General features: G+C 45.8%; 11 protein-coding genes. 7 read left to right on the top strand and 4 right to left on the bottom strand.

Going from position 1 to position 16,429, the window contains the following annotated elements; translation table 11 throughout:
• Window position 1: 1 nt before the first annotated feature.
• Window positions 2-1,240, bottom strand: a complete 1,239-nt coding sequence (locus tag ACXAD8_RS06305) for an efflux RND transporter periplasmic adaptor subunit (RefSeq protein WP_475226263.1) — start codon at window positions 1,238-1,240, stop codon at window positions 2-4.
• 125 nt (window positions 1,241-1,365) lie between these two features.
• Here ACXAD8_RS06305 and ACXAD8_RS06300 point away from each other — a divergent pair, with 125 nt between their 5' ends.
• Window positions 1,366-2,319, top strand: a complete 954-nt coding sequence (locus ACXAD8_RS06300; protein WP_475226261.1) for a LysR family transcriptional regulator — start codon at window positions 1,366-1,368, stop codon at window positions 2,317-2,319.
• A 14-nt stretch (window positions 2,320-2,333) separates the two neighbouring features.
• Here ACXAD8_RS06300 and ACXAD8_RS06295 read toward each other — a convergent pair whose 3' ends face one another.
• Window positions 2,334-3,812, bottom strand: coding sequence for a DUF3336 domain-containing protein (locus ACXAD8_RS06295; protein WP_475226258.1), 1,479 nt, complete (start codon window positions 3,810-3,812; stop codon window positions 2,334-2,336).
• A gap of 293 nt (window positions 3,813-4,105) precedes the next feature.
• Here ACXAD8_RS06295 and ACXAD8_RS06290 point away from each other — a divergent pair, with 293 nt between their 5' ends.
• A complete protein-coding gene (locus ACXAD8_RS06290; protein ID WP_475226255.1) occupies window positions 4,106-5,290 on the top strand; it encodes a DUF445 domain-containing protein in 1,185 nt (394 codons plus the stop codon).
• Window positions 5,291-5,378: 88 nt separating this feature from the next.
• Here ACXAD8_RS06290 and ACXAD8_RS06285 read toward each other — a convergent pair whose 3' ends face one another.
• Window positions 5,379-6,896 carry an FAD-binding domain-containing protein gene (locus ACXAD8_RS06285; protein WP_475226253.1) on the bottom strand — a complete coding sequence of 506 codons (1,518 nt, stop codon included), beginning with the start codon at window positions 6,894-6,896 and terminating at the stop codon, window positions 5,379-5,381.
• Window positions 6,889-8,229, bottom strand: a complete 1,341-nt coding sequence (locus ACXAD8_RS06280) for a DASH family cryptochrome (RefSeq protein WP_475226250.1) — start codon at window positions 8,227-8,229, stop codon at window positions 6,889-6,891. The genes ACXAD8_RS06285 and ACXAD8_RS06280 overlap by 8 nt, the downstream gene beginning before the upstream one ends.
• Before the next feature lie 140 nt (window positions 8,230-8,369).
• Here ACXAD8_RS06280 and ACXAD8_RS06275 point away from each other — a divergent pair, with 140 nt between their 5' ends.
• From ACXAD8_RS06275 to ACXAD8_RS06255, 5 genes are all read left to right on the top strand, one after another.
• Window positions 8,370-9,794 carry a cryptochrome/photolyase family protein gene (locus ACXAD8_RS06275; RefSeq protein WP_475226247.1) on the top strand — a complete coding sequence of 475 codons (1,425 nt, stop codon included), beginning with the start codon at window positions 8,370-8,372 and terminating at the stop codon, window positions 9,792-9,794.
• Window positions 9,795-9,796: 2 nt separating this feature from the next.
• Window positions 9,797-11,362, top strand: coding sequence for a cryptochrome/photolyase family protein (locus ACXAD8_RS06270; protein WP_475226245.1), 1,566 nt, complete (start codon window positions 9,797-9,799; stop codon window positions 11,360-11,362).
• 9 nt (window positions 11,363-11,371) lie between these two features.
• On the top strand, window positions 11,372-11,521 hold the full coding sequence (locus tag ACXAD8_RS06265) for a DUF2256 domain-containing protein (RefSeq protein WP_475226243.1): 150 nt from the start codon (window positions 11,372-11,374) through the stop codon (window positions 11,519-11,521).
• A gap of 69 nt (window positions 11,522-11,590) precedes the next feature.
• On the top strand, window positions 11,591-13,129 hold the full coding sequence (locus ACXAD8_RS06260; protein ID WP_475226240.1) for a methyl-accepting chemotaxis protein: 1,539 nt from the start codon (window positions 11,591-11,593) through the stop codon (window positions 13,127-13,129).
• 190 nt (window positions 13,130-13,319) lie between these two features.
• Window positions 13,320-16,418, top strand: a complete 3,099-nt coding sequence (locus tag ACXAD8_RS06255) for an FG-GAP repeat domain-containing protein (RefSeq protein WP_475226238.1) — start codon at window positions 13,320-13,322, stop codon at window positions 16,416-16,418.
• The last annotated feature ends 11 nt before the right edge of the window (window positions 16,419-16,429 follow it).

The following is a 16,429-nucleotide window of genomic DNA, read 5'->3' as shown; positions in this document are numbered from 1 at the left end:
ATTAGCCTCCTACCACAAAAGTATCTTGTTGCTTTTGCGCAAGAGTAGGGCGCTGCATATTGTCATCAATGATTTGTTGCATAACCTGCAAAGATTGCAGATGTTCTGGTTCTGTCATGAGGACAATCTGAGGCGATACGGTTGAACCAGGACGTACTCGTTGCAAACCGTTAACCACAATTTTTTCACCGGCTTTCAGACCGCTTTTAATGATGCGCAGACCGTTTACCTTTTCACCCAGTGTTACAGCGCGATACTGAACCTTGTTTTGCTCATCCAAAACCAAAACGAATTTATTGCTAAGGTCTGTACCTATGGCTTTGTCATCGATCAAAATACCCTCATAACTGGCGCTACCTACCAGTTTGATACGGGCAAACAGGCCCGGGATAAACTGACCGTCATTTTCAAATACCGCTCTGCCGCGAATGGTGCCACTGCTAGGGTTAACCCGATTATCAACAAAATCAATATGGCCCTGATAGGGGTAGTCTTTGTCTGAAGCCAGACCCATTAATACCAGGTTTTGGTGCTCCCTTGAGCTTGGACGACTACCTTCTCGGGCCAATTTTACATAATGCAGGTAGGTTTGTTCATCGGCATCAAAATAAGCATAAACCTTATCGGTTGAGGCCAGGTTCGTCAGCACAGACTGTCCGGCGGTAACAAAGTTGCCTTTGGTAAACACCGCACGTGATACGCGACCGGAAATTGGCGCTTCAACCCGGGTATAACTGAGATTTAAACGGGCCAATTCTAGTGCAGCTTCTACTGAGCTAACACGGGCCGTAGCTTGTTTTAATTGCGCACGACGGGTGTCGGCGATTTCCTGAGATATGGCATTTTTGGCCAACAGATTCTCTGCGCGTTTAGCTTCTGAGCTTGCCAACTCTTTTTGAGCGTGAGCATTCATCAATTCCGCTTCTAAACGGCGCACTTCAGCTTTAAAGGGTTTATTGTCAATGAAAAACAGCGGCTCGCCCGCCTTGACGATATCTCCTTCCTCAAATGCGACAATATCAATGTAGCCGGAAACCCGAGGACGCAACTCTACGTTTTGCGGCGCTTCCAGTCGTCCGGTGAATTCGTCCCATTCGGTAAGACGTTGCTCAATGACCTCCGCTACCGATACTGACGGTGCAGGAGTGGCTGAGTTTTCTTGTGCGTGAGTGCCACATGCGCTAATAATAGCGGCTGTAGTCAACGCGACAGATACTTTAATCCAGTTACTCAAAGTCATGTTAATGCTCCTCAACAAATTCTGACGGAGGCATTATGAGACTATACTAACAATAAAAATAATTATAAGATTGTATGTGATGTATTTATTTTTGTGATGTTTTGTTTTTCCGGCAGGAGGAAGTGATGCGAAACCAGGAACTAAACCTGTTGATGGTTTTCGATGCCATTATGACTGAAGGCTCAATTACCCGGGCAGCAGAGCGGTTGTCTATGACTCAACCTGCAGTTTCAAATGCCGTTTCCAGAATGCGGGTAGTGTGGAAAGACGAACTGTTCATCAAAGAAGGGCGCTCAATAAACCCGACTCTGTACGCCCGCAACCTGTGGGCACAAATACGCGAACCTCTGCAGGAACTCAGTAATGCGGTTGCACCGGAGAATTTCAATCCTGCTACATCACATCGTACTTTCCGACTAGCCGTCGCCGATGCCGTGGTGGATATCGTCTGGAAGCCACTGCGAAAAATCATCGAAAAGGAAGCGCCAGGCATTAATATTCACGCTATTCCCTATACCATTGTCAATGGTGAGCAGGTATTAATTGATGCCGAGGTGGACTTGGTTATTGGCACCATTATGAGTGGCGATCCGTCCATTATAAAAACCGAATATCTTTACACGCCCAAATACGTTTGTATCATGCGCCCAAATCACCCTTTGGCCAAAGCCAACCTGACATTAGAAGAGTTTGCGGCGGCAGAGCATCTTTTAGTTTCATTGTCAGGTGATACAACCGGATATACTGATCAGGTGTTAGCTCAACACGGACTGAAACGTCGTATCGCCATGACGGTCAATCACTTTTCAGCCGTTGCTGATCTTATTGCTGAAAGCGATTTAATTGCAGTTGTGCCACCCACGACTTTGGAAAAGGCAATATTTAGCGGGAAGTTGGCCGTAACGAAAACACCGGTGGAAATTCAGGGGGCTCAGTTGTGCAGTCACTGGCACAAGCGCCAGGAAAAAGACGGTGGGCTTTGCTGGTTACGTCATCATGTCAATAGCATGATTAAAACTCACGCAGAACGACATTTTGAAGAACTTAAAAAGCGCTTCTGCGGTGCAAAAGCGGCTTAATGTATCGGTTCTAATTAACCTGCTTTAACCAATCGCAATCCAGACTGACCCGACAGCAGTTGTTGCTCGCGTTTCTTCAACAATTTATTGTATTTTCTGAAGGTCTTACTAATTTGTGTGTTGCGTCGGATGTTATCCATCTGCGGCCAGGTGGCGCGCTCTGCGCTGTCTATCAGGTCCTGAATAGCACCCACTGTGGGATTAGAGAATATCTTGGCAATATTGCGAATACTGCGCTGTGGCAGGATGTTAATATCACCTACGTATTGTTGCTCGATGATCGAGCGCACTTTGTGAATTCCCAGCTTTAATATGCGGTTATCAATGGCGTTTTCTACCATGTCGAAGGCATAGATACTGTTCATCTTAGCCAGATTAAACAGGTGACGTTTAGTAATTGTACCCCAGTCATGAGAGTGTTTTTTGTTTCGCGACAAAAACGGTACCGCAATCGGATTGGTCTGGCTGACAATACTATGATTAACACCATAAAGCCTTGCTAATCGCTGAAAGGGCATATCCGCCATGATAGAGCCATCGCAGAATTTACGATTGGGAATGTAAGGCACAATTTGGCCACTGGCGGTTTTAGCGCGCAGTTGCACTGGCGAATAAACCATTGGGATAGCAGTCGAGGCTCTCACGGCCATGGTGATTATGGCATTGGGTGAGGTTTTTTGATTGAGCAATCGCGAATACTGATGCAGATCTGCTGGTGACACTGTGATGGTTATCTTGCGCCCGGTTTTCTTGAAGGCCTCTTCAAAGGTCATGTCACCAAATAATTCTATCAGGGCATTTTCAAGATTTGTGCTATCCAGTAATCCGTCTTTGCCCGGTCCCTGCCAGACAGACCAGTGTCTGAATCGTTCGTAAATAGACTCTGCTGTTAACACGTCTTTTAGTTCTTCATCAGTGCGGGTTCCCACCAGACCGGTAATAATCGAGCCTGCACTGGCACCGCTAATGATGTTGGGCATCAGATCTTCTTCTACCAGGGCCTTTACCACACCACAATGAAAGAAACCCAGGCCAGCACCACCACTTAACATCAGGCAGGATTTACCGTAGGCGTAATAGGTTTCTTCGAAGAAAGACAGCTTCTCGTAAAAATCGATATCATTCTCATCAGCATGATAAATCATGCTCAGTGCTTCGCAGACTTCGTCCAGAAACTCCTGAATGAGATTTTTGGTACCAATTTTACAATAATTATTCAGTTCAGGATTGGCGATGTTTCCCAGGTTGCCATGTATCCCTTCATGCAAGATAGACATCAATCCCGCAGGATCACCGTGTTGTCGGGCGAATTTCAGACGCTCCACACGTTTGCGGATCAAACGATAGTCATAGCCGCGATCTCTGTCTTTTGCTTTCCATTCATCAGCACCGGACAGCGCATCGTGAGCGATGCAGGCTTCGCGATATTCCTGATAAGAAGAAGCATGCTCAATGGCTTCTTCAATTTTACCCAACGTCAGTGGTCTTTGCATATATGTTGATCTACTACTTCGATGTTGCGTCAATATAAACTAATAAATTTAGAAAAGGCTACCAAATCCGTTAAATTCGTTAAAAATCGGTTAACAAACAACAAAATGTCACTAAAATGCGGTAAAAATGCTAACCGGTTGACTTTTAAAGTACCTCATTTGTTATTCTATACGGCAAAAAACGGTTTTTAGATTGACCATTCTAATCCCAATCGTTAGCCTGTCGCTCAAGCGCAATAAAAACAATATCAAACAGTCATATACCCATGATGGAATTCGTCCAGGAACACTTTATGCTTCTGCTGATCCCCCTTATCAGCGCTGTTGTTGGATGGTTTACTAATTTTCTCGCCGTAAAAATGATGTTTTATCCGATAGAGTTTATCGGTATTAAGCCCATTTTTGGTTGGCAAGGCCTTATCCCGATGAAACGTAGGGAAATGGCGGAAATTGAAGTTGAACTGGTACTGGGTAAATTACTCAGCGTCGAAGAAATCGCGGATCGCCTTGACCCCGATGAAATAAGTAAAAATATCCATCGCCGCTTAAAACAGGTGATTCGCAAAATCGTCAATGATGTTATGCAGGAAGCGGCACCGACAGCCTGGGCGGGTTTGCCGGCACAAGGTAAAAACCTGGTATATGCGCGAATAGAAATGGATATCCCCAACGTTGTGCGCAAAATTATCAGTGATTTCAAGCACAACGTTACTGAAATTTTGGACATTAAAGAGTTGGTGGTCACGCAACTGGTTAATAACCCCAAGCTCATTAATGAAATCTTCCTGAGTGCCGGTGCCAAAGAGTTTCCCTTTATCGAGAAATCCGGGTTTTACTTTGGACTCTTATTTGGTATCCCCACCATGGTGTTTTGGTATTTTTACCCACTCTGGTGGGTATTGCCATTAGGCGGACTAATAGTGGGCTATGCCACCAACTGGATTGCCATCAAGATTATCTTTGAGCCAAAGAACCCTATCAAAATTGGGCCCTTTACTCTGCAGGGCATGTTTTTAAAACGCCAGGAAGAAGTGGCTCGGGTGTATGCTGATATTGTTGATAAGAAAGTAATGAATTCTGAAAACATCACCGATATCGTGTTGCACGGTTCTGGTTCGAACAATTTATTAGAGCTGATTGAGTTACACGTTAATGATGCGATTGAACGCTATGTTTCAATTACGCAGCCTTATTTCGCCTTGGGAGTTGGCTCTAAAAACTATTACCGCATGAAGCAACTGGCTGCCCGTCGCTTGTTCGAAAATACCGGAAAGTACATGTTGTATGCCTACGAGTATGCACACGGCGCTCTACGTATTGGAGATGATCTCTGCGAAAAGATGCAGGCTTTATCCCCTGAGGAATTTGAAGGGGTATTGCGACCGGCTTATCAGGCTGACGAATGGAAATTGATAGTCACCGGCGCAATTTTGGGTATGGCTGCGGGCTTCTTCCAGATTTATTTTATCTTTAATTAGAGCGTATTGACCTTTGCGGTACAATTTTGTACAACAAAGGTCAATACGCTCAGATTTACCTCATTCTCATTTTGCAGGTTGCAAGCCGCTAACCCCTTTTATATTTGTGCCGTGTGGAAGGTACGGTATGCCGTTCCAGAATGCGCTTTGCTTCCTTTTTTACATCATCGCGCTTGCGAAAGGACCAGTGTTTTTGCTGGGCGTGCTTATAACTTTGCTCCGGCAGAATAATTGGGAGTGGATAGTCTATGCCGAGTTTAAAGTCAGCACATTGCGCTTCGATTGGTGATATCAGCCAGGGTTGGTGAATTAATGGCGCTTGGATATGGTTTAGTTCCGGGAGCCACTTTTTTAAAAATTCACCATTGGGGTCATGTTCCTGAGCTTGTTTTACCGGATTGTAAATGCGGATCATATTGGCACCTGTGACACCCGCCTGCATCTGAAATTGCGGATAGTGGATTCCGGGCTCAAAATCCAGGAAAAGCCGGGCCAGATGCCGCACCCCACGTCGCCAGTCAATGTCCAGGTGATGCACCAGATAACTCACCAACATGGCTCGCATGCGGAAATTGATATACCCCGTAGCCTGCAAACAGCGCATACAGGCGTCAATTAAAGGTATGCCTGTTCTACCTTCTTGCCATGCAAGCAGTTTTTGTTCAGATTGTGATGATTGGTCATAGTCAAAATGCTGATAGGCAATATTCACCGGGCGGAATTCCATTTCGCATTCAGATTCAAATTTTTGGATAAAATGGCAGTGCCAATGTAACCTGGACACAAAGGCGACCAATGCACGTCGCCAGCCTTTTACTTGCCAGTGTTGTAAGGTGAATTGATACACCTGACGCAGGCTGATGTTGCCCCAAGCCAGATAGGGTGAAATTCGGGAGCAGGCACGTCGAGATGATTCCGGTTTAGATATGCACCAGGCGTAGTCTTTGCCGCGTTCCTTGAAAAAATCATGTAATGTGTACCAGGCTCGTTTTTCACCACCAGGTTGAAAATGTGGGGCTTGTTGTTGCCATGATTCCGGTGGCTCATAGGCCAATTCTTTGTAGATACGCTTATAGCGTTGTACATCTAACCAGTTTATCTCGGTTAAAACCGCATCCTGAGTGGCTGCTCGCATAACCTGTTGCCAGTGCTTATCCCAATTATTTCTGTTTTTAAGCCCCCTGATGACCGCGCCGGTTGGGGATTCATGCCAAATAATCTGATGTTCACGACACCAACTGGCCACCTGACTGTCTCTCGCAAAGGTATTGGCTAGCCCAATTTCCTGATAACTAAACAGGTGCAGATTCGGAAATTGCCTGTGCAGACTTGCAAGGACATCCAGGATATCTCCGCTTGCTATTAATAAACGGCCGTTAAAACAGGCTAATTGTTGCTGGATGTCCTGCAAAGATTGCCAGATGAATCGCCAATGCCTTTGGTCCATGTGCGGGTCATTCAGCAAAATATCTTCTACGACATACAGCAACAGGGTGGGAGCCTGGTTTTTCTGTGCAAGTAAGAGTGGTTCGTGATCCCGCAATCGCAGGTCGCGCTTTAACCAAATCAGGTTGAGCTCTGATGTACCGGGTACAGTCTTAGTCAATCGGCCAGTCCACCATATCGTTGGAGTCGATTGGACGTTGTCGCAACTCTTTGATTTCTGCGTTACTCAGCCAGCTATTGATAAAAAGTCTGTCGGGATCGTAAATGTCAGTTTGTTTTTCTAGATCAAACTGTCTGTGGCCGCGAGGGTCGGCCCCAACACCTGCCAGATATTGCCAGTTACCCCAATTAACTGCCACATCATAATCCACCAATTGTTGTTCAAACCAGGCTGCTCCGTAGCGCCAATCCATATTTAATTCGTGTACAAAACAGCTGGCCACCAACTGCCGTGCCCGATTAGACATATAGCCTGTGTTATTTAATTGCCGCATGGCGGCATTCACTATGGGCCAGGGGGTCGTGCCTGTGCACCATTTCTGGTATCTTTCTGGCCAAAAGGTAGTCAGCGGTGACTTGTCTTTTATGCCGCTAAACCTGAAACATCTGGCTTGGTGTTTCTCCTGATACCACTGAAAATACTCCCGCCATAGCAATTCAAAGTACAACCAGTACGTGGATTCATTGGCGGCCACATCCCGCTCGAATTGTTTGATATGCCAATAGGCCTCCTTCACTGATAAATTACCATTGGCCAGCCATGGAGACAGTTTCGATGAATCATCGAAGTGCGTTAAGCCATTGCGTGTTTGTTTATAATTCAATAGCTTGTGACTTTCATAGCTGTAGTAACGCAAGCGTTGCTGCGCAGTGTCACCGCCTCCGGTAAAGGGAACGGACTTATTAATTGTCGATAATGCAATCTCTGAGAATAGGGGCTCAGCCTTTTCTGGTAACGGCGGCAAGCTGTCCGGAGCAGCAATCGGCCTGTCGATTTCGAGATGCTCTACCATTTTCCGAAAGGGCGTGAAATGAGCCGGCAGTTGCTCCGGTGTAAAGGGCAGACTGTCGCGATGAAACAGGGTGTGAGTCTCTTCCTGTATCAGTTTCAGAGTAGTAACCTGATTCAGAATGCTATCAACTTTTGCTTTTTCATTAACGCCGCAGTGATGAGAGCAGCCCAAAATGTTGATATCCAGCTCCCGAATTAGTCTTGGTAAAACGAGTTCAGCGGGACCGGCTATCACCAGCAGGTCGGAACCAGCGTCGCGTAAGGATTGTTGTAACCAGATCAAAGACTGCTGCATAAACTGCCATCGGAGTTGCCCCAATGGCTTGGCATGATAGTTTGTCGCTTCGAACCAGCCGGGCTCAACCACGAATACCGGGAGCAACTCATCAGACTGAGCACAGGTACGAAACAGGGCCAGATTGTCTGTCAGTCTTTGGTCATGACGAAACCAGAACAGACCATTTTGCTTAATATTTTTCATGCCTTTGATACATCAAATCGGCTCATACAGATCAGCGTGGCATTTCACTGTGTAAACTTTGGCCAAAAGCACCACTGTGCTGATCCGGAATCTGATATTGACGTACACTAAAGTTATTAGAAAACAAAAGAATATCCCAGATGACCACTTTGTACTGGCTCCGTAATGATTTGCGCTTGTCTGACAATCCGGCCCTAAGCCATGCCGCTGAACAAGGAGACGTATTAGCCGTATACATTTTTGATGAAACATTACAGCGGCAGATGGGCGCTGCTTCTGCGCGTTGGTTACATGATTCGCTGGAAGCTTTGCACGCTGCGTTGGACGGGCGACTATTACTGCTGACAGGTGATCCCAAAAAGCTCATTCCGGAACTATTGCATCAGCACCAAATTGATTCAGTTGTATGGAATCGCCTTTACGAACCAGAAGCCGTAAAACGAGACAGCAGTATTAAAAAGCAGCTTCAGGAAGATGGGATTCAGGTTAAAAGTTTTAATGCCAATTACCTATGGCAGCCAACTGAAATAGCCAAAAAGGACGGTACTCCCTACAGAGTCTTTACTCCTTATTACCGCAAAGGTTGTCTGGCTGCAGCTTCGCCCCGGTATCCGATCGCCAGGCCTGAAAACCTGACACTAGTGAAACCTGACAATAGTCTCAGTGTGCAAGATCTGAAACTACTACCCGAAGTAAATTGGGACGAGGCAATGATGGCTCATTGGCAGCCCGGAGAGGACGGAGCCAAAGATGCGTTGTCACAATTTCTTGATGGGCCATTATTTCAATATAAAGAAGAGCGCAATATACCCGCTATCCGGGCAACTTCGCGCTTGTCTTCCCATTTGCACTTTGGAGAAATATCACCTAATCAGGTTTGGTACGCCATTGTGGATAAATGCAATCGCGACGGCGTTTCACTGGACAACCCAGACGTTGACTGTTTTTTGTCTGAACTGGGCTGGCGAGAGTTTTCTGCTTATTTACTGTTTCATTTTCCGAAAATCGTCACTGACAATTTTAACGACAAATTTGATAAGTTTCCGTGGCGTTCTGAATCTGCACATCTGCAGGCATGGCAAAAAGGACAAACTGGCATTCCTATCGTCGATGCTGGTATGCGGGAACTGTGGAACACCGGTTATATGCACAATCGGGTACGAATGATTGTTGGTTCGTTTCTGGTGAAAAACCTGCTACTCGACTGGCGTGAAGGCGAAGCGTGGTTTTGGGATTGTCTCGTAGATGCAGATTTGGCCAGTAATGCGGCCAGTTGGCAGTGGGTGGCAGGCTCAGGGGCTGATGCGGCTCCTTATTTTAGAATCTTTAATCCGGTTACTCAGGGCGAAAAGTTCGACCCTGATGGAGAGTATGTGAAAAAGTGGTGTCCCGAATTGAGTAAGGTCCCCTCAAAGCTGATTCATAAAGTGTGGGAAGCGGATTCAAATGTGTTAAAAGCTTGTGGTGTAGAACCAGGGCAAAATTACCCTAATCCGATAGTAGACTTGAAAGCGTCACGACAAAGAGCGTTGGATGCTTTTGCGCAAATGAAAGAAGCGCAATAGGCATGGCGCAAGTTACTAAAAAGAATACTGGCAAAAAGCTTTGTCTGATATTGGGGGATCAACTCACTCACGACCTGGCTGCAATTGAATGCCTTGATAAAAAAAATGACGCGATTGTCATGGCTGAAGTCAGGGAAGAGGCTACCTATGTAAAACATCACAAGAAAAAAATCGCCTTTATCTTTTCGGCCATGCGCCATTTTGCTTATGAATTGAGTGCTAAAGGGTACAAGGTTTTTTATCGCAAATATGATGATAACAATAACAAGGGCAGTCTCTTCGCTGAAGTTGAACATTTAATCAAGACGCGGGATTTTGAAGAAGTTGTCGTTACCTTTCCTGGTGAATATCGCCTCTATGCTGAGATGCAGCAATGGCACAAAAAACTACAAATCCCAGTGACGATTAAGCAAGATACTCGCTTTCTGGCAGATGAGGCGTTTTTTTCAAGCTGGGCAAAAGGCAAAAAGCAACTGCGCATGGAGTACTTCTATCGGGAGATGCGGAAAAAGCATCGGATTTTGATGGATGGTGACAAACCTGAAGGCGGCAAGTGGAATTACGATGCGCAAAATCGCAATAAATTGGCGGATGATGTCAGTATTCCCGAACCCGATATATTCGAACCAGATGAGATAACTCAAGATGTGCTGGCGCTGGTGGAAGAACAGTTCGAGCAACATTTTGGGGAGCTGCAACCTTTCAACTTTGCGGTCACCCGGCAACAAGCTCTAACCGTTTTAAATAATTTTATTGAGCAACGCTTACCGAATTTTGGCACCTATCAGGATGCCATGAAGCAGAACGATGATTGGTTATTTCACAGCCACATCAGCTTTTATCTAAATATTGGTCTTTTAACACCTATGGAAGTGATCCGTGCTGCTGAACAGGCATGGTACATCAATGCTGCGCCACTCAATGCGGTTGAGGGCTTTATTCGTCAGGTTTTAGGCTGGCGTGAATATGTTCGCGGGCTTTACTGGCATTTGATGCCAGATTACAAAGAGCGCAATTTTTTGTCGGCAAAGCGGCCTTTGCCCGATTTTTATTGGGGCGCCAAGACACAGCTCAATTGTATCTCTGATTGTGTGCGCAATACCCGACAAAATGCCTATGCCCACCACATCCAGCGTTTAATGGTATTGGGTAACTTTGCACTGTTGGCTGGGATTGCACCCAATGAGGTTAACAACTGGTACTTGCTGGTTTATGCCGATGCTTTTGAATGGGTAGAGTTACCTAATGTAACCGGCATGATTCTGTTTGCTGATGGCGGCGTGTTGGCCAGCAAACCCTATGCCGCCAGTGGCAGCTATATCAACAAGATGTCGGATTATTGCAAGGGCTGTCATTATAATGTGAAGAAAAAACTGGGAAAAGAAGCTTGTCCTTTCAATTATTTGTACTGGAACTTTTTAATCGAAAACGCAGAGCATTTCTCGAACAATCCGAGAATGAGCATGATTTACAGCACCCTCGATAAAAAAAGCGCAGAAGAAAAGCAGGAAATTCAGCAACAGACTCTGGCGTTTTTTAAAGAAATCGGCATTCAACAAGAACTTTGATCGATATCAATGAAAAAAACTAACCTTCCCAGTAAGCTATGCCCGGTTTGCAAACGTCAGTTTAATTGGCGAAAGAAATGGCGAGCCTGTTGGGAGGAAGTCAAATATTGCTCAAAACGCTGCTCAGGCGAGCGACACAAACAAATCAGTAAACGCTGATTTGTTTGTTTTGTGGAAACAGTGCTACCATCCAGGCATATAACACACGTAGTAATAAAAGGAATTACCATGGCCCGCAGAAACCAGCAAGTTGTTGATAGTGAAGTAACATTTTCGGAATCCGAGGAGTTGGTATCTACTACCGATTTGCGCGGTATCATTACTTATGCCAACGATGTATTTTGTCGCGTTGCGGGATATCAGGTCTCTGAACTTGTCGGAAAAAATCACAATATTGTTCGCCACCCGGATATGCCCAAAGCCGCATTCTCGGATTTATGGGACAGCTTAAAAGAAGGTGATGCCTGGCGTGGTGCGGTAAAAAACCGTTGTAAAGATGGTCGCTATTACTGGGTAGATGCTTTTGTCACGCCGATTTTTGAAAATGGCAAAAAAGTGGGTTATCAATCGGTTCGCAGAAAGCTTAAGCCCGAGTATCGAAAACGCGCCGAACAGTTCTATAAAAAGGTCAATGCGGGTAATGCCGGACCTGGATTCTTACAAAAGCTTCTTGCCCTTAAGCTACCAGGGTTTGTTGCTCTCTCTGTTTTGCTGTTGTGGTTGGGAAGCTCCTTCTACTGGGCTACGCTGTTGATCCCTATTTTAGCATTGGCTTTGTTTTACCCGGAAATCATTGCTCAAGGCCAATATAACAAGTCGCTAATGGCAGATTACGACAGTGTTTCCCGGCTGGTTTACACCGATTCCGGAGCAAACAGCGCTGCGCAGTTTCACATTGCACTGCTCAAGGCTAAAGTCAGAACAATTTTGGGACGTGTGATCGACAGTACTCATTCGCTGGATGATGGTGCTAAAAATCTGATGACTGCAGCACATGCAGCGAAAGAGGGCGTCGAAAAAGAAACCCACGAATTGCACCAGGTATCAACTGCCGTTGAAGAAATGGTGGCCACTATCAGTGAGGTAGCACAAAACACTATTGAAACCAGAACACGAGTTGAATCGGCGCACGACTATTGCCAGCAGGCCACAAACGCTATGAATCACACCATGAAGGAAGTGTCCTCACTGGCGGATGAAGTTGCAAAATCTGCCAGTTCTGCTGGCGAGCTGGCCCAGGAAGCGGAAAAAATTGGTGGTGTGATGAAGGAGATTCAGGGGATCGCTGATCAAACCAACTTACTGGCATTGAATGCCGCAATAGAGGCTGCCCGTGCGGGAGAGCATGGGCGGGGCTTTTCGGTAGTAGCGGATGAAGTAAGAGCACTATCCAGTCGCACTCACAGTGCTACAGAGCAAATCCAGTCGTCCATATCAGAGATCCAGAATACCCTGTTAAACTGGGCGACAACCATGGAATCTGGCAAGCAGGCAGCTGACTCTTGCGTTGCTGAAACAAAACAAACTCAGGACATAGTATTTAAGGTGTATGACGCTATAACTGCAATTTCTGATTTAGCTATTCAGATTTCTACGGCGGCAGAACAACAAAGCAGTGTCTCTCAGGAAATAAGCCGCAATATTGTAAATATCAACGAGGCATCAATGCAGAACCTGGAACAGGCTGAGTTGGTGGAAGTGGAATCACAGGCGTTGGACGAACGGGCGAAAAAACTGGCGAGTCTCGGCTTGTCTTTTGGGGAGTGAACTGGTTTACAAAAAAAGCGTAAAATACCTTAAATACGCATTGATTCTTGCACTTTTTCCAGAAGTTAGAATAATTTTCCGGTAAAAAGTGCAAATTTAATCAACTATTCTAATCACCGCTTGTCAATCTTTTAGAGCGGTGCCAAAGTTCTGGGTATTCCTTACTTTCGAAGCGACTTCCGGAACTTGCATGTCCCTGTTTAATTCAAGATTTAATTATCAAATTAATCTGCTGCTTGGCATCTTACTAAGCAGCAATGCTGTATTTGCCGCGACTGACTATGATTATGACGGAGACGGTATTGCCGATATTGCCGTCCGGCGCGCCTCAAATTATTACTGGTATATTCAAAACAGCGGCGACGATAATTTTAATTCCACAGCTGAGGATGGTATTCAACGCATTCAGTTTGGCAAGCAAAGTACAGATATCCCCATTCCAGCGGATTATGACGGAGATGGTATCACCGATATCGCGGTCAGACGTCCAGCAACTTACACCTGGTACGTGAAAAACTCCTCTGGTAGCAATTACAATTCTTCAGTTGGGGATGGGATTCAGCGCGTTGTATTTGGTAAACAAGCCAGCGATATTCCGGTTCCCGCAGATTATGACGGCGATAATATTGCCGACTTTGCGGTTCGTCGTCCATCCACTTACACCTGGTACATACTCAATTCCAGTGGCAGTAATTTTAATTCTGATAATCAGGATGGTATTCAGCGCGTTGTATTTGGTAAGCATGAAGATGATATCCCAGTAAAAGGGGATTTTAATGGTGACGGTATCGACGATATCGCTGTGCGTCGCGCTTCAAATTATACCTGGTATATTCGCAACTCGGATGGCGGTAACTATAACTCTGGCGTAGGCGATGGGATTCAAAGAGTGGTTTTTGGCAAAGACGTCAATGACATTCCTGTTCCCGCAGACTATGACGGTGATGGTATTACCGATATTGCCGTGAGAAGACCGGCTACCTACACCTGGTACATTTTGCAATCCTCAGATGGGGAAATAAAAAGCTTCGTCTTTGGCAAGAACGAAGATGATATCCCGGTACCTGCGGATTATGACGGCGACGGTAAAGCGGATATTGCAGTCCGGCGTGACGGCAATCAGTACTTTTATATTCTGAACAGCTCAGACGGTGAGATTCAACGCATTAATTTTGGAAAGCAATCGGATGATATTCCCGCCAATGCGCCAGTCACAGAGATTACTGACAAGCTGAATACTATTAATGACACCGGTACTAGTGCGAATAGCGCTCCAGTTGCGGATGCCGGAGTAGAACAGTCGGTTACGGTGGGAGAACAAGTGCAACTTGATGGCTCTGCCAGCTTTGATGCTGATGGCGATGCATTAACTTACTCCTGGTCTTTATCTTCTGTGCCAGAGGGCAGTCAGGCGGTGTTATCAAATTCAACCAGTACTTCCCCGACGTTTACTGCTGATACAGAGGGTGAATATCTGCTGCAGTTGGTAGTCAATGATGGCCTTGATGTGAGTCAGGATACCGTTACCATCATCGCCAATGCTGCAGTTGTTGATACTGGGCCCGATTTTTACACGCCAGCCCCTATAGTCGATATTCTAAGCAATGATCGCTCAATTGAATGGGTGGCTATCAGTACAGCTGCCAATGATTTAATGCGCTTTACCTTCGGTCCGGCCAGTACCGATGATGTGTTTATTATTAACGATGACAACAATGTGGTAAAAAGCTCGTTGGGTATTACGGCTTCCCTGGCAGCGGATAGTAGCAGTAGCGATGAAGTCTTGTTGCGTTCTATGTTTAAACTCATTGCCGAAGGCAGTGATACTTACCGCATTGTATCTACTAAACACAGTAATTATGTATTGGATAGAGATGTTGACTCTGATGCTGTGGTATTGAGGGATTATCGCAGCGGTAGTCGCGATGATGACAATGCCGGATATCTGGTATTTAGTTTGGTTGGTACTTCGCCCCTGACTTTAAGCGCAGTCGAGCGATATCGTTATGACAGTGAGTCTGAGACATTTGTGTCAGACGCGAGCTGGACTGAACAAAGCCTGCTATTTCAAAACGATAGTTTGCAGCTAAGCAGCACCAGTAGCAGTGAGTTTTATTTTTATGAACCTCCCATCGATTTTGATGTTCCATTTGATTTTAATCCTGAGCAAATTGAGCGCGTCAGCAATGATGAATTAACCCCAATTACTAAAGATGGTGACCTCAGTGATCTACAAAGGCAAATAGCCGCAGAATATGCTGTTCAGGTCGCCACCGCTGGGGTTGATGAGGCAACTCATGCTGCGGCGGAAACTATGCTAACCACAATACAGGATACTCTGGAATCAGAAGGGGCAACTATGCGTTACTCCTCTGATTTTTATCTGACTGTCAGAGAAGGCATGCTAAGCCGGATTTACGAATCGTCAGATTCAACTGATGGGCAGCTGGGGCAAAATACCATTCCTTTTGTGTATTTTACTAACGAAATGGATGACGACGGTGTGCATCATCCCTTTATGGTTATCGCAAGTTATGGGTTACCTGACAGTCTCACATTGTTGTGGGATGTGCCCAAACCGCCCGGTGGAGGGGATGGAGCCACTTACGATGAACAACAGGTAACTCGAAGTATCCACAAGGAACTGTTTCTGATCAAAGTGCCCATTCGGGATTATGGGGAAGTAGACAGTCTGACAGAAAACAATATGGAAAACGATTTGGCCAGTGATGTGGGCTCTGATGTGCTGACTCATCATACTTATGCTTCCGTTTCATCTACCGGGGTCGCTATTGATGGCGTGTTGATTTATCCCTCATATAACAACAGTTTGCACGTGTCCCAGAATGAGGCGGAGCTTTCTGCCCATGGTATGCACTCAGGCAGGGGGCTTGGTGCACATTATCACGCCGATGCTTTTAGTGCTTATGCAAAAGGGCTCAATATGTACAATATCGAGGACTATGAAGGCCACACGCACCCGCCAATAATTTCTATGGGATTCGATGGAATTGCCGGCTACGGCATTTACCTTAATGGTGACACCAGCAGTGACGGCGTTGATGTAGCACTGGATGACTTTGGGGGTCACGAACACGGGGAGTACGGTTATCACTATCACTCTTATGCAGTCGATGCTGTCAGTGACAAAGAGCAGGTGTCCTTTAAGGCGCACCAGTTACCGCCATTTGGTGCATGGTCTGGCCGTATTAATGACATCCCGGAATTCTGGGATGGCACCGCTCCTAATGTTATCGGCGGACGAAGCAAGTGGTTGGGGAATGAATAATTAAACCGGTT

The organism is Planctobacterium sp. AWH2_060, from assembly GCF_056158425.1.
This window is presented reverse-complemented; position numbering and strand designations above follow the sequence as displayed.

Excerpts from the sequence above, each read along its gene's own strand:
- ACXAD8_RS06290 (WP_475226255.1), top strand. The coding sequence starts at position 4,106 with ATGCTTCTGCTGATCCCCCTTATCAGCGCTGTTGTTGGATGGTTTACT.
- ACXAD8_RS06255 (WP_475226238.1), top strand. The coding sequence starts at position 13,320 with ATGTCCCTGTTTAATTCAAGATTTAATTATCAAATTAATCTGCTGCTT.
- ACXAD8_RS06295 (WP_475226258.1), bottom strand. The coding sequence starts at position 3,812 with ATGCAAAGACCACTGACGTTGGGTAAAATTGAAGAAGCCATTGAGCAT.
- ACXAD8_RS06265 (WP_475226243.1), top strand. The coding sequence starts at position 11,372 with ATGAAAAAAACTAACCTTCCCAGTAAGCTATGCCCGGTTTGCAAACGT.
- ACXAD8_RS06280 (WP_475226250.1), bottom strand. The coding sequence starts at position 8,229 with ATGAAAAATATTAAGCAAAATGGTCTGTTCTGGTTTCGTCATGACCAA.
- ACXAD8_RS06260 (WP_475226240.1), top strand. The coding sequence starts at position 11,591 with ATGGCCCGCAGAAACCAGCAAGTTGTTGATAGTGAAGTAACATTTTCG.
- ACXAD8_RS06305 (WP_475226263.1), bottom strand. The coding sequence starts at position 1,240 with ATGACTTTGAGTAACTGGATTAAAGTATCTGTCGCGTTGACTACAGCC.
- ACXAD8_RS06300 (WP_475226261.1), top strand. The coding sequence starts at position 1,366 with ATGCGAAACCAGGAACTAAACCTGTTGATGGTTTTCGATGCCATTATG.
- ACXAD8_RS06275 (WP_475226247.1), top strand. The coding sequence starts at position 8,370 with ATGACCACTTTGTACTGGCTCCGTAATGATTTGCGCTTGTCTGACAAT.
- ACXAD8_RS06270 (WP_475226245.1), top strand. The coding sequence starts at position 9,797 with ATGGCGCAAGTTACTAAAAAGAATACTGGCAAAAAGCTTTGTCTGATA.